The sequence below is a fragment of the Spirochaetota bacterium genome, assembly GCA_026415295.1.
In the GTDB taxonomy this organism is placed as follows: domain Bacteria; phylum Spirochaetota; class JAAYUW01; order JAAYUW01; family JAOAHJ01; genus JAOAHJ01.
Genome location: JAOAHJ010000011.1, coordinates 1 through 21,353, shown reverse-complemented (window position 1 = coordinate 21,353; position 21,353 = coordinate 1). Strand labels below are relative to the sequence as shown.

Here is a 21,353-nt window from a genome sequence, read left to right as displayed (position 1 = left end):
TTAACTAAAAAAAGATCACGAGTCCCAATATAAGGTTGACCTAAAAGAGGACCATTTGTAGAACCAGTTAAATAAATATCTCCAGAAGAACTAATTGCTATATCCCATGGTTGTGTAATGGATCCAGTTGCCCCAAGAAGTTTTGTCCACTGTTTATTTCCATTTGGATCATATTTTACAAGAAATAAATCTTTAGCTCCAGTTTTATTTTCGTTATCAAGATTACCACCTGTCCAGCCTATTAAGTAAATATTTCCAAATGAGTCAATTTCTATTTGAGTACATATAGTTTCAGCACCAGAAACTCCAAGTAATTTAGTCCATTTAACAAATTTATTATTGTTATTATTATTACTATTATTATATTGTTATTTACTGGAGGATAACAAAAATTTAATGATAAAAAAATAAAAATTATTATAATAAATTTATAATAATTAATTTTAAATTTATTTTTTATCATAAATAAGTTCCTATAAAGTGTTTTTTTTATAATGTATATAAAATAATTATAATACAAAAAGAAATATTATCAAATCAGGTTTAAAATAAATTATTATTTTTAATATTGATTTATATAAAATTATATTAAAAAGAAATAATAAAAAAATATTAGATTTTATAAAAAATAATTTTTAAAACACCAAGTAGTTTAATCCATTGTTTAATACCACTTGAGTTATATTTAATCAAAAATAAAGTTTTTGACCCAGATTTTATTTGTCCATTAAGGTTACCATCTGTCCATCCTGTTAAAAAAATATTATCAGAAGAATCAATTGTTAAATTATATGATCTTGTATCAGCTCCAGTAGACCGTATGGTCCAGATTTTGTCTCCACTTGAATTAAACTTAATTAAAAAAAGATCTTGTGTGCCATTTTTATTTTGTCCATCAAGATTTCCATTAGTATAACCTGTTAAATATATATTACCAGAAGAGTCAAGAGCTATATCGTATGGAATTGTATCTGTTAAATTTTTGTTAAATAGTTTTTGATTTTTGAAAGTGTTTTTAAATATAATACTATTATTTTTAAGTTTAATATTTGAAGAGTTTAAAGAGAGAAAAGTAAGACAAATTGTTAAAAGTAATATGGCAAGATTTTTTATTTTCATGTTTTCCTCCATATAAAATTAGAAATAATATATTATATATATTAATATTTATAAAAATAATTTCAATAAAAAATTAAAGAATTAAAAAACTTAACTAATTTGGATAAAAAAATTATATAGGTTTTATGTTTTTCTTGATTTTTTATATATAAAAATTAATTTATTTTCATAGAGGATCATATATTGTTAGTTAAAAGAGCTATTATAAAATAAACAATAAATTGGAGGTTTTATGTCCTGTCAGAATAAAACAAATAACTTAAAAAATTGTACCTGCACATATGAACCTTGTTCAAGAAAAGGAATTTGTTGTGAATGTATTGATTATCATAGGAAAAATGGTGAAATACCTGGTTGTTTTTTTAATCAAAAAGGTGAAAAAACATATGACAGGAGTATAGAAAATTTTATAAAATATTATAATAAATAAATAATAAATAATAAACAATAAGAAAGAGCATTTTTTATACTTTTTTTTAAAAAATTAAAAATTATAATTTTTATAAAAGATTTGAAACATATAAATAGCAAATTAAAAGAAAAATAGAAATAACATAAACAATAATAGTAATATAAGTTATATTATTAGTAGTTTAATTTATAAAAAATATTGATTTTATAGAAAGCTATATTATTATTTTTTGAAATTTATAAAGTACTAGAAGGGTATATGTTGTTTAATATTTTGAAAAATCATAAAAGCAATAAAGAAAAGTTTAAATTTTGTTCTAAGAAAGAGGAAATTTTTGAAGAAAATAAAAAATTATTAAATATTATTGAAAATTCAAATCATATTTATTTTCTTGGTATATCAGGAATAGGGATGTCAGCTCTTGCAAGGCTTTTTATTCAGTTGGGGAAAAAAGTATCAGGTAGTTCAGATAAAGAAAATGAAATTACAAGAAAATTAAAAGAATCTAATATTGATGTCTACATAAAACATTCAGAGAATAATATAACATCTGATATAGACTTACTTATTTATACAGAAGCTGTAAGTAAAGATAATCCTGAGCTGTTAAAAGCAAAAGAATTAAAAATTCCTGTGATGAGTTATGGGGAAGGACTAAGTTATTTTTTTAATAAATATTTATCAGTGGCAATAGCTGGAACCCATGGTAAAAGTTCTAGCACAGCCTTAATAGTTGAATCAGTAAGTAATGTTTTTAATACATACTTTTTGTGTGGTTCCGTTATTAAAAAATTTGGATTAAATGGTGGCTATTTAGAAAATAGTTATAAATTTTTTGAAAGAAAATTTTCAGGTCAGACAAAAAATGAACTCCAAATTGATTTTTATATTAATGAACAAAATAATAAAATAGCTGTTAATGAGAGTAATATAAATAAAGAAAAAGATATTTTAAGATTGAATGAAATAATTTTTGTAGGTGAAGCCTGTGAGTATAAGGAGACTTTTGCAAATTTTTTTCCAACTATCATTCTTATAACTTCTCTTGATGAAGATCATCTTGACTATTATAAGAATGGAAAGAATTATATAAAAAGTTTTAAGCACTTTATAGAACATTTTATGTTAAATCACAATAAAGATAAAGTTATAAAAAATTTAGTTTTACATGTAAACAATAAATTTGAAAGAAAACTTGCAAAATATATTTGTTCTAAAAAATACTTAAGAGAAAGAGTTGTTTTTTATACTCCGGATAAATCATTCTTTCTCTCTAATTGTTGTAAAAATAAGGATGTACCAACTGTTTATTATCAATACAAGGGTTACGATAGCTCACTTGAGCTTTTTTATACAAAATTATACTTTAATAGTGCTTATAAGAAAGAGTTTGGATATATAGATGAATTTGATCTTTATTTTCCGTTTCCTTCTCAAAAATATGGCGGGAATATTACAGGTGTTTATATTGTTTTAAGAAGTTTAAAAATGTTTAATGAAGTAATATTTTACAGTATTTCTGACTATGGAGGTATAGAGAGAAGATTTGATTTTTTAGGAATTGATATATTTGATAATAAAGTTTATACAGACTATGCACACCATCCTTCTGAGATTAAAACTTTGCTTGAAATGTTTAAAGAGTTTTATAAAGAGAAAAAAATTATTTTTATCTTTCAACCACACCAATATTCAAGGACCTATTTATTATTTGATGACTTTATGGATTCTTTTTATAATGCGGACTTAACTATTATAACTCAGATATATGAGCAGAGAGATTCTATAAGAGATAAAGAAAAAATTAATGCCAGAATATTTGTAGAGGGTTTGCTAAAAAAAGGTATAAATGCTATAGAAGTTAAAGATGATAAAGAATTATTTTCATTTCTTGAAAATAATATTAATAATTCAATTATAGTATTTGCTGGAGCAGGAGATATTTATAATACAGCAAAAAATTATTTAAAAAATTATATTAAAGTTTAATTTATAATTAATTAACAAAAGATAAAAAATTTTTTTTATATTTATAGAATATTTTCTATTGTAAATGTTAATTATTATATTAGTTATTATAAATAATGTATTATCGATTTTGGATAGTATTAATGATAAATTAATTATGATTATTTAATAAAAAATATTAATGATTAGGATAAATTACTTATAGTATTAAACAAGTGAATTCTATATTATAATTAAAATATAGATCAAATTTTAATATAGATCAAATTATAATATAAATCAAATAAAAAAATTGGAGTTTAAATGAAAATGGAGAACAAAAAAGAAAAAGAGGAACTTGATTCACTTGTATTATGTACAGTTAATGGTGAAAATATATTCTATAAAAATGTTAAACCTATATTTGAAGTTGAGGTTGATAATTATTATAGAGAAAAAAGTAATGAAATAAATTCTAGTAATGAAGATAATAATAAAATTGAAAATAAAGAAGATAATTATAGGTTAAATGAAAATGATCTAAGAAATCTCTTTATGGAAACGCTTTTTTCTCTTATTTATGAAAGATTGATTATTCAAGATGCTAAAAATAAAAATGTAGATGTTCCAGATGAATTATTTAAAGAAGAGAAAGAGAAATTTATTAAGGGATTTGGCCAAGATATTGAATTTGAAGTTATACTTGATGATAAAAATATCACAATTCAAGAGTTTGATGAATCATTAAAAGAAGAAATATTACTAAAAATTATGTTAAAAAGAGAAGTTTATGATAAAATAAGTTTTGAAGAAAAGGATCTTTATGAATATTATCAAAAAAATAAAGATTTTTTAACACCTAAAAGATTATATAAATTAAGACAGATGACTTTATCGAAAGAAAATTATAATAAAAATAAAGATATTATAGATAAGAAACTAGAAGAAGGGGTTGCATTTGCTGATCTAGTAAAAGAGTTTTCAGAGGATACTTTTAAACTTGATGGAGGGTTACTTGAACCTTTACCTGTTGAAGCTTTTGATGAAGGTATAGGTAGAATAATAAAGAATACGAATATTGGCAATATTACACCTTTTATTGAGTATGGAGAAGAATATTATAGATATATGGTTGAAGATGTAATTGATGTAAAAGAGAAAAAGTTTGATGAAATCAAAGATGAACTTAGGAAAATTTTAACTGATGAAATTTATAATGAACTTTTTTACAATTATATTGATTCTTTGATGGAAAAATCTGATATTGTTTTTAATGAAGAAAATTTAAAGAAAGTCATAAAATGAATTTTAAAAAGTATGATTTACTATTACTTATAGTAATAATTTTTCTAAATATTTTATTTTTTTTTATTTTAAATAGTTCAAATCAATACTATTTTGAAGAGGATACAGTTTATATAAAATATAAAAATAAAACTTATCTTTATTCATTAAAAGAAGACAAAACTATTTTATTTAAAGATGGTAAAATTCAAATAAATATTGAAAATGGTGAAGTTTGGGTCTCTAAAAGTGATTGTCCAAATGGAATTTGTATTTTAATGGGCAAAAAGAAAAATAATGGGGAATGTATATATTGTGTTCCAAATGGGTTAATTATTAAAGTTGTTTGCAAAAGAAAGAAAATTGAAAATATAGATTCTATAAGTTATTAAAAACCTTGAAAAATGTATAAGTTAAAATTTAATGATAAAAAAGATCTAATATATTATATTATAGCCTTATCAAGTATATTTGGTGCTATTGAGAATATTCTACCAAAGCCTTTAATTTTTATCAAAATTGGCTTTTCTAATATTCCTTTTCTTTTGGTATTTGAAAATTTGAATTTAAAAGATGTATTTTTTCTCCTTGTTTTAAAATCAATAATTTCTGCAATTTTTTCTGGAACTATACTTTCTCCAACTTTTCTCTTGTCAATTGTTGGGGCTATAGGTATTTTTTTTGGAATTATTTTAATTAAACTTATTTCTTTGAGTTTATATTTTTATCAAAGTATTCTTATAAAGTATATTTATTTGAAAAAAAGCAATAAAAACAATATTATTATAAGAGAAAATAATTTTGATTTATCAGTTAATATTTTAAATTATTTTTCTATTTCAGGAATTTCTATTTTTTTCTCATTTTTTTCTAACTTTTTTCAACTTTTATTTTATTCTTTATTTTTTATTAATGATATTTATGGGTTTAATCTTATATTTTTTATTACTGTTTTATCTATATTTACAGGTTACTTAACTGGATATATTAGTAACAGTTTAAGAAAATTTATTATTTTTGAAATTGGAGATTTTGCATGATGAAAGAGTCTATATATTTTCAAGTTGTTGATCAAAACTATGTACAGTGTTTACTTTGTCCTCATTTATGTAAAATAAAAGAGGGAGATTTTGGTAAATGTAAAACAAGATCAAATATAGGAAATAAAATTTATTCAATGTATTATGGTATGGTTTCTTCTATTGCAATGGATCCTATAGAAAAGAAACCTTTGTATCATTTTTATCCTGGGGAAAAGATTCTGTCAATTGGAACTGCAGGGTGTAATTTCAATTGTCTCTTTTGCCAGAACTATTCTATATCTCAAAATACCAATATTCCATTAAAATTCATTCCAAAAGAAGAAGTAAAAAAAATTTTAATTGAAAATAATTGTAATCTTTTAGCTTTTACATATTCAGAACCACTTATATGGTATGAAACAATATATGATTATTCAAAATATCTCAAGGAGGAGTTAGAAGATATTAAGATTGTTCTAGTTACAAATGGGTATATAAATATAAAACCTCTTGAATCTTTAATAAAATATATAGATGCTGCAAATGTTGATCTTAAGAGCTATTCAGAGTCTTTTTATAAAGAAATTTGCGGAGGTACTCTTGAACCTGTTAAAAATTTTATAAAATACACATTTAGTAAAATCCATATTGAAATAACTACACTTGTTATTCCAGGTAAAAATGATTCAGAGGAAGAGATCGAAAATATTGCTAAATTTATCTTTTCACTCTCAGCTGATATCCCTCTTCATCTTTCAAGATATTTTCCACAATATAAAATGAGCATTCCCCCAACTAACACAGATAAAATAGTTAGATTAGCTGATATATGTAAAAAATATTTAAAATATGTTTATACTGGAAATTTTTATGGCGGATATGAAGATACTATTTGTCCGAATTGTAAAAGCTTACTAATAGAAAGAAAAGGATTTTTTTCAAAGGTTTTGGGTTTAGATGGTAATTTATGTAAACATTGTGGAAATAAAATAAATATAGTGATCTGATAATCTTGAAATAAAATTATAATAGAATAGAGGTATTTATGATTAAAAAAATAAAATTAAAAGATCTTTTATTTTTTATAGTAGCAATATTTTTTTTAATTATGAGTATTTTAGATTATATTAATAAAAAAAGTTTTTACTTTTTTAATCATTTAAGAATGCAGAGAAATATTGAAAAGATCGATTCAGATTATAAACAAATAATTGATATTATAAACAATAATAATAATAAAGATGATGAACCAGTCAATAATATTAATAATGATGGTAATATAGATATAAAAGAAAATAAAAATATTAATGAAATAGAAAGAATTAAAAATTATAAGGGAAAAAATAATTAATTATGGAAAAAATATTTTTAAAAAAAATTGATAATAATCATAACAATTATATCTACATATTTGAAAAAGAGATGCGAGATGATATATTTTATGGAAAATTTTCAAAAAAAGTTAGTTCATCTATTGATGGTTTAGCTTCAGATGGGCTTATAGTTTTTACTAAATTGTCTAATAAAAAGTATTATATGAAAATTTTTAACTCAGATGGTTCAAAAGCAAACATGTGTGGGAATGGATTAAAGGGAGGTATTATTTTTCTGGAATCTATTGGAGAAATAGAAAATTTAAAAGACAATGATTTTTTATTTATTTTAACAGATAGTGGAGTAAAAAAGATTATAAAGTATGAAAATAATTATCTTGTAAATATAGGTAGCCCTATTATAGATAAAAATTTTAAGGGTTTAATAATTAATTTTTTAGAATTTAATTTTTTACTTTATTCTGTTGATATTGGAAATAAACATTTTATTTATTTTTTTAATGATAATTATTTTAAGGATATTAGTCAATTTTACTCGTTTAATTTAGATAGGCTTTTTATATTTACTCATGAGAATTTTTTTTATAATGATTGGAAAAATGGAACAGAAGTGGTAAATGTCTCCATTGTATACTTTTTTAATAACAATGTTTATATAAGAACATACGAAAGAGGATCAAAGGAGACTTTTGCATGTGGAACTGCTTCGGCATCAACTGCATTTATTCTATTTAATTGCTTTGATGATTTAAAAGATAATTTAAATATAAAAGAGAATGCAAAAAATATTGATCTAATTATTAATTCAACATATATTGATCTTTTTCATAAGGGTGGGATAATAAGAAATTATAATTATAATGATTTGATTTATCAAAAAGTTAATTCACATATTCTTTTTGAAGGATATTATTATTATGAAGAATAAAGCTATTTTTTTTGATAAGGAAAATACTTTAATTAAAGATAATGGATATGATCCAAATTTTAATGAATCTTTAATTTTTGATGATGTTTTGGAAGGATTATTTTTTTTAAAAGAAAGAGAATATTTACTTTTTATAATAACAAATCAATCAGGTATAAATAGAGGATTTTTTTCAAAAGATATATTTGATCAAAACATGAAAAAATTTATAAATTATTTTCTTTTAAATGGAATAGTTTTTATTAATTATTTTTATTGTCCTCACATGCCAGAAGAGAATTGCAATTGTAGAAAACCAGAAGTATTAAATATTAAAAGAGCAGAAGCTCTTTATAATATAGATTTAAGCAAAAGTTATATTATTGGAGATAGAATATCTGATGTATATCTTGGGATAAATTGTGGAATGAATATTATATTTGTTGAAAGAGGTTACCCTGAAATAGAGAAAAATAAGAAAAGATTTGATTCTAAAAAAGATTATTTGTTAGAAGAAGAACTAATTAAAAAATATAATATTGTTAAGATAAAAGATTTCAAATATCTTTATAAATATATAGTATAAAAATAAAAATATAATAATAATAACTAAATAAAATTATTTGTAATTATTCTCTTTCTAAAAACACTTTTTAATAGATCTTTTTAAAAGTTATTTTTAAGAAATTTTTCTTCAAAATATTTACAGGAATCTTCTATAGTTTTATCAAAATCAATATATGAATGGTTAAAAGTTTCAATGCTTTTTTTATTTGAATAATAAGCTTTCCAGCCACTCAGCCTTCCATAAGCTTTTGTAAGTAATGGTTTTTTATTAGTTATTAAAGATATAGTTTCTAGGATTGATCCAGCAAATGTTAATATAAATGGTGTAATTGAAAAAGGATATGTTTTTTTACCAGAATATTTTTCGATTGTTTTAATTACTTCTTTATATCGAAGATTTTTTCCAACTATGAGATATTTATCATTTTTGTAATTATTTTTTATGATCTTTATTATTATTTTAACAATATCTCTAACATCTACAACTGCAAGCCCGCCAGAAAAGCATCCAAAAAATTTACCTTCATAAACCCTCTTATATATCTGATTATGAGGAGTATTAATATCAGGATCTCCAGGTCCCATAATAGAAGCTGGACAAAGAATTATAGCATTTATTTTATTACTCTTAATATTATCTTCAATAACTTTTTGCCCCAAATACTTACTATACATATAGTAAAGATTTTTTGGGTAATTATATGGTGTATTTTCATCTGCAAGAGTTCCATCTTTAAAGAAACCTATAGCTCCAACAGATGATATATGAATTAATTTTTTTATATTATTTATTATACAAGAATTGACAATATTAGAAACCCCTTTATAATTAATATCTAGTAATTTTGGCAAATCTTTTTTCCAATAAGATATAAGCCCAGCGCAGTTTATTACTATATCAATGTTTCTGGTTGCTTTTAAAGTGTCTTCATAATTTCTGATATCCCCATATACAATTTTTAAATTTTCATATTTTTTAATATCATTTTCAAATTTATCACCTGGGATAACAAAAGAATAAATATTTGAATCCTTGAAGTAGTTATCATTAAAAATGTATGATAATAGAGTTTGTCCTAAAAATCCAGTTGCTCCAGTAACAAGAATATTCATATTTTTTTCCTTATCTTTATTTATATTTTTATTTACATTAAAATTAATTATTAATATTTAATTTCTTTTTGAATAAATAATCTTTTATATTTTTTCTAATTAAAGATTACTTTTATTTTTTCTTATTAATATAAAAAAATCTGTAGTGATTCCTAAAAAAGCATGAATAAAAATATTATATAAAACAGAATTTGTAATAACTGTAATTGTTCCAAATAAAAAACCTCCAAATAATGAAGCTAAGATTTCAGTCTTTGGATGGCCTATATGAAATAGTGTTGAAATAATTGTTTGTATTGATATTGATATTATTAGAATAAAAAATAAATAGTTGGAGTAAGGCATTTTATTTTGTAGTAACTCTTTTAATATCAAATCTTGATTTAAAATAAAAAAAATAAAATTTTGAAGAAATCCTCTAAAAAAAGCTTCCCAAGTAATGTAATAAAAGATAAAATAAAATGATTCAATGATTAAAAATTTTTTTTTGTTTTTTAATGTAGATTTTGCAAAAGGGTAAAAACTAATAATTTCTGGATCCTGTTTAAGTTGAATGATTATAATTAAAGGTATTGAGATTAAACAAAAGATTATACCTAACTTATAATTTCCTATATTTAATTTAAATAGATTGGATAAAATTTGTTTAAAATAGTAAAAGCTAAGTTTCTCTAAATTAATTTTTATAAATATAATTAAAAAAGGGATAAAGAGAAGAAATAGAAAAAATAAAAGAAAGTAAAATAGGGTTGAAATATAATCATCTTTTTTGTATTTTTTAATAATTTCTATTGAAAAAAAAGTTTTTAAAAGAGTTAGAGAGATAACATAAGAGATAAAAAGAACAGTAACTAATTGTAAATTTAAAAAATTAATCGTTAGTTTAATCAATTTTTTCCTTTAAAAATGTTTATTAAAAAATTATTTATTAATAAAAATTAAAATTTAATTTTAGATTCCTTAGTTTTTAAATACCATTGATATATTTCTTCTAAATATTTCTCATAGTTAGTATAAATATTTATTTTTAAATCTTTTATTGTCTCACTTATATCGTAAGATGTATTTGATGTTATTCTTGTTATCCTATATGGTGTTAATGAAGGTTTAAAAGATGGAAATATTTTATGCAAAATAAAGGAGATTTTTCCAGCTGCTTTAGCTAAAATGGTTGGAATATATATCCATTGTACTTTTTTGAATTTTTTTTGAAAAAATGTAAAGAATTCTTTCCATGTAATATTTATTCCACTTGTTACTACATATATTTTCTTGTCTGATTCTGGAAATTTTATAGCTCCATCAATAGATTCACATAATGTATTTGATGAACAAAAAGGAAATACAAAATTGCCATGACTTACGATAACAGGTATTCCTCTTTCTATAGCTTTTAACATGTGAAAACATGATGTCCTATCTCTTGGGCCATAAACATCCGCAGGTCTTAAAATTGTATAGTTAATATTATTATCATTACAGAAGTTGATAATATAATTTTCAGCTTCTTTTTTAAATTTAACATAAAAATTATTTTTTAATGGAATTCCTGGATTTTTTTCTGAAATATTTAATTTTTTATAGCCTAATACAAGAGAGGTTGAAATATAAATAATTTTCTTTAATTTATTTTGATTTTTTATAACTTTTTCAAAAAAATTTTTTGTTGAATCAAAAATATCTCTTTTTGCAATGAAGTAATTAACAAAATCAGATACAATAGAAGCACAATGAATAATATAATCAAAATCATTTGGGAAAATTTTTTCATTTATTTGATTAAGATCGCAAATTATTTTTTTAATATTCAAATCATTTATAAGATAAGTATTTGATTTTTCCCTTATAGTTCCATATATATCATACCCTCTGCTACAAAAATAGTGAGCAATATTAGAACCTATAAAACCATTTACACCTGTAATTAATATTTTTTCCATAAATTTAACATTAATTTATTTTTAATTTTGAATTTCTTTTTGAAAAGTATATTATATAAAAATATTTTATTATTTTGAAAATAAATTTATAAAATTAATATTTTATTTTAATTTGACTTCCACCTTTTCTTTTTAAGTTTTTCCACTCTTCTTTTTTTTCTTCAAAAAGATTTTCCATTTCTTTGTCTTTCTGTATAAATTGTTTGTCAATTTCTTCCATTATTTTATAATAATCTTCTTTACTCATGTTTTCTTTATGATAGTCTTTCCATTTTAAAGGAGGTAAAATATTTACTATTACAATTGCATTTTTATAAAAAGTATAAGGATAGATTTTAAAATTTATTCCTGGAACTTTTCCAAATTTTTTTTTACCTTTTTCTATATAAATATGATAAGGTATAAGATCAGCTTGATTTATATCAGCCATAACAGCTGCACCAGTTCTAATTCTTTCATCAAGACCAAGAGTTACATCTCCACCTCTGATAGAATTAAATACAGCATATCCATTATTTAAAGCCTTGCTCATTGCTGGAAGAATATGTTTATTGTCTTTTGGGTAAACTTGAGGGAAACCACAATTTGTTAGTACCCAACTAACAATGGGAACTTTATAAGCTTTATAATCAATAGGGATATAAAAGTTATCATCAGAAATATTTATTATGGTATGTATATCATATGTAGTTGGATGATTAACAACATAAACTCTCTTTTTTGATTCATAAATATTTTCAATTCCATTTACAAAAATAATTCCATTTCTTTTTACCCAGGGGTCTGAGAAATATTTTTTAATAAAAAAGAAAAAATTTTTATGTTTGATAGTTTGTGCTATATCATAATTAAAATAGTCTTCACAAAGTTTTTTTATGGATTCTTCTATAGAAGTTTCAGGTTTATAATTTAATTCATTTTTTGCTTTTTCTATTTCAATTTTACTTTTAATATAACCACTTTTTATCAATGAGTATGTTAAATTTCTGCTATTAAATATGTTTTCTGCTATTATAGATAGAGGATAAGTAATTAGCTTAGGTAGTTTTAAAAATATTTTATTATATCTAATTTTATTGGTTTTTGTCTTATTATTTATTTTATCTAAGTTATCTCTGTTAATATTAAAGTCCTTTAGTATTTTATATATCTTTTGGATAAATTCATTGTAAGATAAATTATTTTCTATATCTCCAGATATTATATAATTTTCTAAATTTTTACCATAAATCAATGAATTAAAAATTCCTTTTGCTAGATCAATAGAATCAACAAAAGAAGAAAAGCCTGGTAGTGTACCGAAAATAAAGTTTTTATCAATATTGTAAACCAATTTAGTTATAGAAAGGTTTATATCACCTTTACCAACGACAGTCCCTGGTATAACATTTATAAAGTCAATTTCATTATTTTGAGCTAAGTCCTTACAAACAATATACCCAGCAAGTTTTGAATCAGCATAAGGATTTTTTATGAATTTTAAAAATGATTTATCACCTTTTTCATAAAGTTCTTCAAATGTTAAAATCTCTTCATTTGAAGAGAATGAATGAAATTTTTTTTCATATTGTGTTAATCCAATATCATTTTCATTTAAATAATGTGAAGTATCCATAAGATTTAATATGCTAATTGAGGAAACATGAATAAATCTTTTTATTTTATTTTGTATAGATGCTTTAAGGATATTCTTAGCTCCATAAACATTTATTTTCCATAAAGATTCTTTATCCTTTTTTGTAAATGAAACAAAACCAGAACAATTAATAACAACATCCAATTCTTTAGTTTTTTCAATAAGCTCAGAATAATTAAAAATATCAATTTTAACATATTTGAATAATTTATTTTCAATATCTTTAGTTAAATTATTCCATCTTGTTTTAGAAAAAAATATTATAATCTCATCTATATTAAAAATTAATTCATAATTCTGAGTGTGAAAACTTTTTCTATTAATATTATTTATATTATTATTTAAATAATAAACAATATTTGACCCAATAAATCCTGTTCCACCAAATATTCCTATTTTTTTTATTTCTAATTTTTTTTGCATTTTTTCAAACCCATTACTATTTCTTAAAAAAAGATAACATTTTTTAAATAAATTTCAAATTATACAAATAATATTATTATGAACTTTATTGCAAAATATTTTAAAATTTTATAGGATTTAATTTTACAATAAATATAATTTAAAATAAAATTATTTATTTTTGTAATTATTTTAATTTTCAATTTTTTTAATTTTTTTTATTTATTTCTTTATTATTTTTATAAAATAAATATATTTATTTTGCATTTATATGATATTTGGTTTTTGAAAAAAATAAATTAAAATTTAATTTTGCTAAAAATTATTATATAATTAAAATTATTTTAATTATAAATTGCAAAAAAAATTATTAAAATATATTTATACAAATAAAATTATAAAAATAATTATAGAGGGATATTATGAAAAACAGTATTTCTAGTGATATAAAAAGAAAAGCATTACTTGTTATAGGTATGTTTGGTTTTATATCTCTTTTTGGTGATATTATTTATGAATCAGCTAGATCAGTTTATGGTCCATATACAAAACTAATTAATTTGGATATAGTTTTAGTTGGTTTTATAACTGGCTTTGCAGAGTTTTTTGGATATTTTTTAAGAATTCTTTCAGGTTATCTTTCCGATAAAACTAAAGCTCCATGGTTATTTACATTTATTGGTTATGGTCTTTTGATTTCTGTTCCAATGATTGGACTTGTAAACAGTTGGTATTTAGTAGCTGCTTTTATTGTTCTGGAAAGGATAGGAAAAGCTATTAGAAGCCCTGCTAAAGATACTCTAATGTCATCTTATGCAAAAGCTATTGGGACAGGTATGGGGTTTGCAATTCATGAATTCTTTGATCAAATTGGAGCTTTTGCAGGTCCATTGATATTTACCTTTGCTCTATTTTTTATTAAAAGAGATGATTTAATTTTTAAATACAGATTTGGATTTAGTTTGCTATGGATTCCATTTGTTCTATTAATGTTAATTTTATTTTATACATTTATAAATGCTAAAGACCCTGAAAAATTTGAATTGCTTAATGATAATAAAAAAGAAGAGAATAAGGATAAATTTAATAAAATATTTTTTCTTTATTCAACTTTTACATTCTTAACAACTATTGGTTTTATTAGCTTTGTACTTATAGGTTATTATTTAAAAGAAAGAAATATGTTTTCAGATGGCAATATTCCTCTATTTTATTCTATAGCAATGGGTATAGATGCTATTGTAGCATTGATAGTTGGAAAAATCTATGATATAATGAAAGAAAAAAAGGATTCTGAAATAGAAGGATTAACTCTTTTATTTGTAATTCCTCTATTTACATTATTTATTCCTCTTTTTTTATTTTTGAATAAAAATATTTTTGTTATTGTGGCTGTAGTTTTGTGGGGGATTGTTATGGGGACTCACGAGACTATCATGAAATCGGCTATAGCTGATATTACTCATTTTAAAAAAAGAGGATTGGGTTATGGAATATTTAATACAATATATGGAATATCTATTTTTATAGGGAGCTCAATTATAGGGTTTTTATTTAAGACAAATTTAATATTTGTAACAATTTTTATAGTTTTAACTCAATTACTCTCATTTATTGTTTTTTTTATAATAAAAAATGAGTTGAAAAAGTTAAGTATTAGATAAATTAGATAAAAGAGTGAAATATTTATTACTATTAAATTTAACTATAAATTTTTTTTAAGAATTTTTCATTTTCTACAATAAATCTATAATGTGTGCCTTCACCAATTTTTCCTTTTGAATCGAAACATTCAAGAAAAAATTTTATCTTTTTCCCATCTATTTCTTCTACTTTACCATTACATATAACTTTGTCTCCAATAGGTGTTGCTTTTAAATGTTTTACTAATATTTCAATCCCAACTGTCGAATAGCCATTTTCAAGTTTTGGATCAATAAATTCTTTTGATGCTAATTCCATAAGTGCAACTAAGGAAGGCGTTGAAAAAACTTCAAGTCCCCCAGAGCCAATAAATTTAGCTGTGTGCTTATCTTCTACAATTAATTCTTTACTAAACTTATCACCTATATTGAAATTTTGTTTTATCATTATGTACTCCTTAATTTAATATATAAATTTTTATTTTATTAAAAATTAATAAAATTAAATTTTAAAAAACAAATATATAGTAATAAAAAAATTATATTAAAATTTAATAAAGCTATATTTTATATTATAGTTAATCAAGTTTAATTCCAAATATATTTGAAAATATTTTTTTTCTTTTTTTTATACTATATATATTTCTTAATTTTTGAATTATATTTTCTTTTTGGGAAATAATATAATTGAACCCTTTATTAATAAGTTCATCTTTAAGTTCAAAATTAAAAAGACCGATAGGCTCTTGGATTGGTGCTAAATAAATATCGCAAAGTTTTCCATCTGATATTTGTTTTGAATAAATTGAAGTACTTATAATTTGTTGAAAAAGTTCTAAAAAACTAGCGTCTTCATCTAAAGGTAAAGGCTTTGAAGCTAAGTCTACTCCTATATATATTCCTTCTTGAAAATTATCTTTTGATTCATTTACCGGTAAATTAGACGAGATACCTCCATCATAAAGTATTTTATCTTCGATTTTAACTGGTGGAAATATAAAAGGAATTGCAGTACTTGCTTTAATAGCTTGGGCTAAATTTCCTTTTTTAAAACAAAAAGTGGACTTGCTATTTATATCTGTTGATACGGCTATAAAAGGAATCTTGAGTTTTTCTAAAGTATAATCATTGAAAATTTCTTCATATACTTTATTTATATCATCCGGTTCAATTAGTGCTGAATCATCAAACAAATTAAAAATAGATTTTGTATCTTTAATAACCGATGTAATCTTTTCAGTAATAAAATTTGTAATTTTGGAAAATTTGGTTTTGAATTTCTCTTTTTTTTTAAAAAAGGTTATTATATTTTCATTGTTTTTCTCTTTTTTATTAAAAAGATCAGTTGAAAGATATTTTTCTTTAAATTCTTTATATATTTTAGAATTTAAGAAAAAATCAATCTTTTCATTACATTGCTTAAAATTGCCATATATAGCAAATAGAGCTCCAAATAAAGCCCCTGCACTTGTTCCAGTTATTGATGAAGGAAGTATTCCAATTTCCTCAAAAGCTTTTAAAACTCCAATATGGATAAATCCTTTGGCTGCCCCACCACTTAGAACAAAGTTTATAGGCATTTTAATATTTAATGATTTCATTTAAACCTCTTAAATAAAATTATTAAACTTTAAGTTTAATCTATTAATTGTAGTCTCTCTTTTGTTTTTATAAATTCTAAAGCATCCATTTTAAACTGTGGAGAGTCTCTGTGAGTAAAAAGCCATTTGTTTTTTGCAAATAAAAAATAATTATAATCAAAAATTTTTTCAGTACCGTTTGAGATTTTATCTTTTATTTCTTTTCTTATTTCTTTTAAATCTTCTTGTAAAGATAGGTTTGTATTTTCAGGCAATACAATTAATGAATAAAAAGGATTTTCTTTGAGAGATATTGGAGCAAAATGAAGTGTTGTAGAAAATAGTTCTAATATTGTATTTTCAGAAATATAAAAAGCTTGTAAGTCATTAATATTAAAACCTTTATTATTATTTAAATCAATATTTCTTAAATCACCTAAAACTAATATTTGTGGAGTTAACGAAATTATTATTTCATTTGTTTTATGAAATTCTAAAGAATTTAAATATTTATTATATCCATAACATATTCCACATTGAGTATTTATTTTTCCGAAATAATATTTTTGGAAATGGTTATTTAATTCTTCTAAATATTTTATTATTTCATTTTTTTCTGAATTATCACTAGGTAAAGAATTATAATTTTTTATAGAATCATTCAAATTGTTAATGATTGATGGGATATAGTAAACCCTCTTTTCTGAAACAGGAAATATTTTAAGATAATTATTAAATTTTTTTATTAAATCATATTCATAATTATTTGGTTTATGAAAAAATAAAAACCTATTAAAAATCTTTTTTTCTTTGTGACTTATTTTATCAAGGTTATGAATTTTTATATTATAATTAAATTTTATCTTTTTATTCATAATTAACCTTATTAAAGATTTTAATAAAATATAAATAACAAAAATAAAAAGAAAATATAAATAAAAAATCAATATGTAAATATAAATAAAATTAACTAATATTATTATATTCAAACATATAAAATTTTAAATAAATAATTTCAAAAGCTTTTTTAAAAGCTTCATTAATATTATACAAATTTTTTGTATATTGATAATTCAATGTTAATACTTCTTGATAAAGTTTATCATAAATAGGCAAATTACTTTTAGATATTTTATTGTAATAATTATCTATTCTTAAAAAGTTTGTAATATTTATTTTATCATTCATATTATTTAAATTAATATTATAATTTATTAATTTGTCTTTATTATTCTTATTATAAAATAAGAATTCTTTTAATTCTTTACATGGAGAAAAATTTAGATTTCCGAATTTGTCTTTTACAAGAGAAAATCCAAATAATCTGCATATAGATGGTCTTATATTATAAATAGAGCAGCCCCATTTACCTTCTTGATTATTATAAAATAAACACCTATCTAGATTTATATTATTAGAAAATATAAAATTAACAATTTTGCTTTTTAAGATCTCTTCAGAAATATCAATTTTGTATAACTGAAATAAATCTTCAATATATTCTTTATTTTTATTAAATATTAGCTCATAAAAAAAAATAGCTGGTATTAAGAGTTCAAATATTGTAGCCTGAATATTATTTACATTTGTATCACAACATTTGCTGCAAAAATTAATACAATTAATGTTAAAGATATTTTTTATATTATTAAATTTATTTTCCCAACTTTCATAAATTTTTGTTAAAAGGTTTAAATTTTCAAAAAAGCTTATTTTATTTTTTATCTCATTTAGTACTCTTTCCATAAATTTTAGTTATTCCAATATTTATAAGGTTTTTTTTGAAGATAAGAATTAAAGTATTTTATATCACCTGTGATATCTTTGTCTATCCATGGAGGTAACATTATTTTATTAAAATTTTTATTTTCTATCTCACAAATTATTAATCCTTTATTATTACCATCAAAGAAATCAACTTCAAGTGTATTTCTTTTATATATAATTATATATCTAGTTTTTTCAATATAATTATTATAATTTTTTTTTATAAAATCTATTAATTCTTTAGAAAATTTTTTATTTAACTTTTGATCAAATTCAATGCTTTTTATTGATATGGTAGATAATTCACTATTAATTTTTAAAGTTAATAAATTAATTTTTTTTTCATTTCTGAATCTTAAAACTTTATCTACTTCATTTAATAGATAATATTGAAAAATATAATTTTTAAAAATAATAAAACTTTTGTTGTTAAATAAGGAGAAATATTTTATAATAAAAATAACTATATTTTTGATGATAGGAATTTTAATAAATATATTATTTGAAAGGTCAATAATATTTTTGTAAAAAAGATTTTCTTTAATTAAAAATTTTTTTTCAATTTCTTTTTTCATTTATTTTAATTTTAAAAAATTCTTTTGATTAAAATAGTTGCATATGAACCTTTTGGAAGATTAAAATTTAATATTAGTTTTAATTTGTTTTTATATATTTCATCGTTTTCAAATTTATAAGTTAAGTTTTCAGGGAAAACTATAATATTTCTCATTTTAGTTGCAATGTCCATATTAAGTTTAGATTTTACTTTCATTTTTGATAATTCTAATTTTTCTTTTTTTAATAATTGATTAACATTATTTTCAATAAAATTAAAACTTTTTGAAATAAAATCAACAAGGAAATATTTATTATCATCTGTAAAGGAATAATTATCTATTAATTTTTCTAATTCTATTTTATGGGTTTTTAATTTTTCATTTACATCATAGCCAATTAAAGGTAGTTTTAAGTTTTTTAATATATTAAAAAATTCATATGAATAATTATTATTTTTAAATTTATAAAAATAAAAAAAGTTAGCATTAAGGTTTGTTAAAAAATTTAAAGAAGTTAATTTATTTAATTTTTCATATTTTTGAATAGTTAAATCATAGTTAATATTTAAGAAATATAAAAAATTATTTAATAAAGAATTAAACAATATTGATTGATAAGAGTTAAGTAATAGAATAATTAGATTTTTAGAGATAAATTTAGTACATTTAAAAAAAGAAGGTGATGAATTGAAACTTTTAATATAAGAGATTATTCTATATAAAAATTTAGCTTCATCTAATATTTTTTTTAATATGTTTTTATTCCTTTTATTTTTATAATATTCTTTCTTAATTTGTTCTAAAAATATTTCTAACTTATTTAAAATTTGATTCCATTCTCTCCAATTATTTAAAATAAAATGTTTGATTTCTTTTAATTCTTTTTTTTCATTTTCATAAGGTTCGAGAAATGTTACCAAAAATTTTTCATAGTTTCTTTGAAAAAAATATTTTCCAGGAATTCCATTTATTTTTTTAAAAGATCCAAATCTCTGTTCATCAAAATAGTTAGGTAATCCATATAGAATTATTTCTTCTATATTTTTTTGTATACATTCTTTTTGATTTTCGATAATATCTCTAACAACAATGGAAAAGTTATTCTTTATAAGATTTTCATTTCCTATATTTTCTTTTGATAAACATAAAAAGCTTAATTTTAATTTTGGTAAAACTATTTCTCTTTTTTTTATAAAATCAACAAGATAATTATTTTTATTTAATTCTTCCAAGTTTGTCTTAATTGAAAAAATTTGTGTAGAATTTGAATATTTATCCTTTATACCACAAAAATATATTTGATGTTCTTTTATTTTAAATAATTCTGAAATTTCATTAATAAGCTCAAAATGTTCAATATATGATTTTTTGTTTTTGATTATTATAAAAAAATAATTATTATAATCTGTTTTATTATTATTGTTTATATATACCTTATTATCATTTATTATAAATTTAATTTTTTCAATATTATTTATATCTAAGATTTCATTTACGATAAAATCCTCATTTTTACACTTTATTTTCATTAATATATACCTAATCTTAATAAAAATATTTTTTATAATTAAATTTATTGATTTCTTTTATTTTGATTTTTGTTTTACATATTTAGGAAAATATATTTTTATTTTAAAAAATTGAATGTTTTATTATATAATTTTAACAATTTTGGGAAAGACCACAAATAAACAGTTAATAAAAAAAATGAAAAATATATATTAATAAGTTTATAAAATATAATAATTAAATAGAAAATAGTAAAAAAAATTAAAAATCTAATTATATAAAATAGATAAGGCTTAAAAAGAATAATAAAAAAAACAATAAATGAAAGAATTGAAAAAAAGTTAAAAAAATTATTATTAATATTAAATAGGAATTTAAATAAATATACAATTAGAAAAGAATATAAAAATACAAAAAGTAATATATTTATTAAAAAATAAAAAAATTTAATATTTTTCATAATCAAATTAAAATTATTAACTATTAAATAGAAAATTAAATTAATAAATATAAAAAAATTAAATAAATTAAATTTATAACTATTCTACCGTAACAGACTTTGCGAGGTTTCTTGGTTGATCTACATTACATCCTCTTTTAACAGCTGTATAATA

The 21,353-nt window shown here is 20.8% G+C and carries 22 protein-coding genes; 11 read left to right on the top strand and 11 right to left on the bottom strand.

The window, feature by feature from the left end; translation table 11 throughout:
* Positions 1-117 precede the first annotated feature (117 nt).
* Positions 118-249 carry a hypothetical protein gene (locus N3A58_03315; GenBank protein MCX8058429.1) on the top strand — a complete coding sequence of 44 codons (132 nt, stop codon included), beginning with the start codon at positions 118-120 and terminating at the stop codon, positions 247-249.
* A 363-nt stretch (positions 250-612) separates the two neighbouring features.
* Here N3A58_03315 and N3A58_03310 read toward each other — a convergent pair whose 3' ends face one another.
* Positions 613-1,119: an SBBP repeat-containing protein gene (locus tag N3A58_03310; protein ID MCX8058428.1), complete on the bottom strand. Its 507-nt coding sequence runs from the start codon at positions 1,117-1,119 to the stop codon at positions 613-615.
* A gap of 232 nt (positions 1,120-1,351) precedes the next feature.
* Between N3A58_03310 and N3A58_03305 the strand changes: the two genes are divergently transcribed.
* The 9 genes from N3A58_03305 to N3A58_03265 all read left to right on the top strand — a co-directional run bounded on the left by N3A58_03305 (position 1,352) and on the right by N3A58_03265 (position 8,611).
* Entirely contained in the window at positions 1,352-1,549 is a 198-nt protein-coding gene (locus N3A58_03305) for a DUF6485 family protein (protein MCX8058427.1), read from the top strand.
* A 240-nt stretch (positions 1,550-1,789) separates the two neighbouring features.
* Complete coding sequence (locus N3A58_03300; protein ID MCX8058426.1) at positions 1,790-3,520, top strand: Mur ligase domain-containing protein; 1,731 nt, start codon at positions 1,790-1,792, stop codon at positions 3,518-3,520.
* Between the two features lie 282 nt (positions 3,521-3,802).
* Complete coding sequence (locus N3A58_03295; protein MCX8058425.1) at positions 3,803-4,783, top strand: peptidyl-prolyl cis-trans isomerase; 981 nt, start codon at positions 3,803-3,805, stop codon at positions 4,781-4,783.
* Positions 4,780-5,154, top strand: a complete 375-nt coding sequence (locus N3A58_03290; GenBank protein MCX8058424.1) for a NusG domain II-containing protein — start codon at positions 4,780-4,782, stop codon at positions 5,152-5,154. Before N3A58_03295 ends, N3A58_03290 begins: the two co-directional genes overlap by 4 nt.
* 12 nt (positions 5,155-5,166) lie before the next feature.
* Positions 5,167-5,802: a Gx transporter family protein gene (locus N3A58_03285; protein ID MCX8058423.1), complete on the top strand. Its 636-nt coding sequence runs from the start codon at positions 5,167-5,169 to the stop codon at positions 5,800-5,802.
* Entirely contained in the window at positions 5,799-6,791 is a 993-nt protein-coding gene (gene amrS, locus N3A58_03280; protein MCX8058422.1) for an AmmeMemoRadiSam system radical SAM enzyme, read from the top strand. The genes N3A58_03285 and amrS overlap by 4 nt, the downstream gene beginning before the upstream one ends.
* 38 nt (positions 6,792-6,829) lie before the next feature.
* Positions 6,830-7,135, top strand: a complete 306-nt coding sequence (locus N3A58_03275; protein ID MCX8058421.1) for a hypothetical protein — start codon at positions 6,830-6,832, stop codon at positions 7,133-7,135.
* 2 nt (positions 7,136-7,137) lie between these two features.
* Complete coding sequence (locus N3A58_03270; GenBank protein MCX8058420.1) at positions 7,138-8,046, top strand: hypothetical protein; 909 nt, start codon at positions 7,138-7,140, stop codon at positions 8,044-8,046.
* A complete protein-coding gene (locus tag N3A58_03265) occupies positions 8,036-8,611 on the top strand; it encodes an HAD-IIIA family hydrolase (GenBank protein MCX8058419.1) in 576 nt (191 codons plus the stop codon). The genes N3A58_03270 and N3A58_03265 overlap by 11 nt, the downstream gene beginning before the upstream one ends.
* Positions 8,612-8,691: 80 nt before the next feature.
* Here N3A58_03265 and N3A58_03260 read toward each other — a convergent pair whose 3' ends face one another.
* The 4 genes from N3A58_03260 to N3A58_03245 form a co-directional block, all read right to left on the bottom strand.
* The gene (locus tag N3A58_03260; protein MCX8058418.1) at positions 8,692-9,705 is read right to left on the bottom strand and encodes an NAD-dependent epimerase/dehydratase family protein; all 1,014 of its coding nucleotides are present in this window, start codon (positions 9,703-9,705) and stop codon (positions 8,692-8,694) included.
* A 99-nt stretch (positions 9,706-9,804) separates the two neighbouring features.
* Positions 9,805-10,596 carry a hypothetical protein gene (locus N3A58_03255; GenBank protein ID MCX8058417.1) on the bottom strand — a complete coding sequence of 264 codons (792 nt, stop codon included), beginning with the start codon at positions 10,594-10,596 and terminating at the stop codon, positions 9,805-9,807.
* A 47-nt stretch (positions 10,597-10,643) separates the two neighbouring features.
* On the bottom strand, positions 10,644-11,645 hold the full coding sequence (locus tag N3A58_03250) for an NAD(P)-dependent oxidoreductase (GenBank protein ID MCX8058416.1): 1,002 nt from the start codon (positions 11,643-11,645) through the stop codon (positions 10,644-10,646).
* A gap of 94 nt (positions 11,646-11,739) precedes the next feature.
* On the bottom strand, positions 11,740-13,704 hold the full coding sequence (locus N3A58_03245; GenBank protein MCX8058415.1) for an NAD-dependent epimerase/dehydratase family protein: 1,965 nt from the start codon (positions 13,702-13,704) through the stop codon (positions 11,740-11,742).
* 401 nt (positions 13,705-14,105) lie between these two features.
* Here N3A58_03245 and N3A58_03240 point away from each other — a divergent pair, with 401 nt between their 5' ends.
* Complete coding sequence (locus tag N3A58_03240) at positions 14,106-15,347, top strand: MFS transporter (protein MCX8058414.1); 1,242 nt, start codon at positions 14,106-14,108, stop codon at positions 15,345-15,347.
* 37 nt (positions 15,348-15,384) lie between these two features.
* Here the strand turns inward: N3A58_03240 and N3A58_03235 are convergent, their stop codons facing one another.
* The 6 genes from N3A58_03235 to N3A58_03210 all read right to left on the bottom strand — a co-directional run bounded on the left by N3A58_03235 (position 15,385) and on the right by N3A58_03210 (position 20,759).
* Positions 15,385-15,774, bottom strand: a complete 390-nt coding sequence (locus tag N3A58_03235) for a thioesterase family protein (protein MCX8058413.1) — start codon at positions 15,772-15,774, stop codon at positions 15,385-15,387.
* A 130-nt stretch (positions 15,775-15,904) separates the two neighbouring features.
* Positions 15,905-16,927: a patatin-like phospholipase family protein gene (locus tag N3A58_03230; GenBank protein ID MCX8058412.1), complete on the bottom strand. Its 1,023-nt coding sequence runs from the start codon at positions 16,925-16,927 to the stop codon at positions 15,905-15,907.
* Positions 16,928-16,962: 35 nt separating this feature from the next.
* Complete coding sequence (locus tag N3A58_03225; GenBank protein MCX8058411.1) at positions 16,963-17,781, bottom strand: DUF4867 family protein; 819 nt, start codon at positions 17,779-17,781, stop codon at positions 16,963-16,965.
* Positions 17,782-17,872: 91 nt separating this feature from the next.
* On the bottom strand, positions 17,873-18,652 hold the full coding sequence (locus tag N3A58_03220; GenBank protein MCX8058410.1) for a YkgJ family cysteine cluster protein: 780 nt from the start codon (positions 18,650-18,652) through the stop codon (positions 17,873-17,875).
* Between the two features lie 5 nt (positions 18,653-18,657).
* Complete coding sequence (locus N3A58_03215; GenBank protein MCX8058409.1) at positions 18,658-19,248, bottom strand: hypothetical protein; 591 nt, start codon at positions 19,246-19,248, stop codon at positions 18,658-18,660.
* Between the two features lie 11 nt (positions 19,249-19,259).
* The gene (locus N3A58_03210; protein MCX8058408.1) at positions 19,260-20,759 is read right to left on the bottom strand and encodes a tRNA pseudouridine(13) synthase TruD; all 1,500 of its coding nucleotides are present in this window, start codon (positions 20,757-20,759) and stop codon (positions 19,260-19,262) included.
* Between the last annotated feature and the right edge of the window lie 594 nt (positions 20,760-21,353).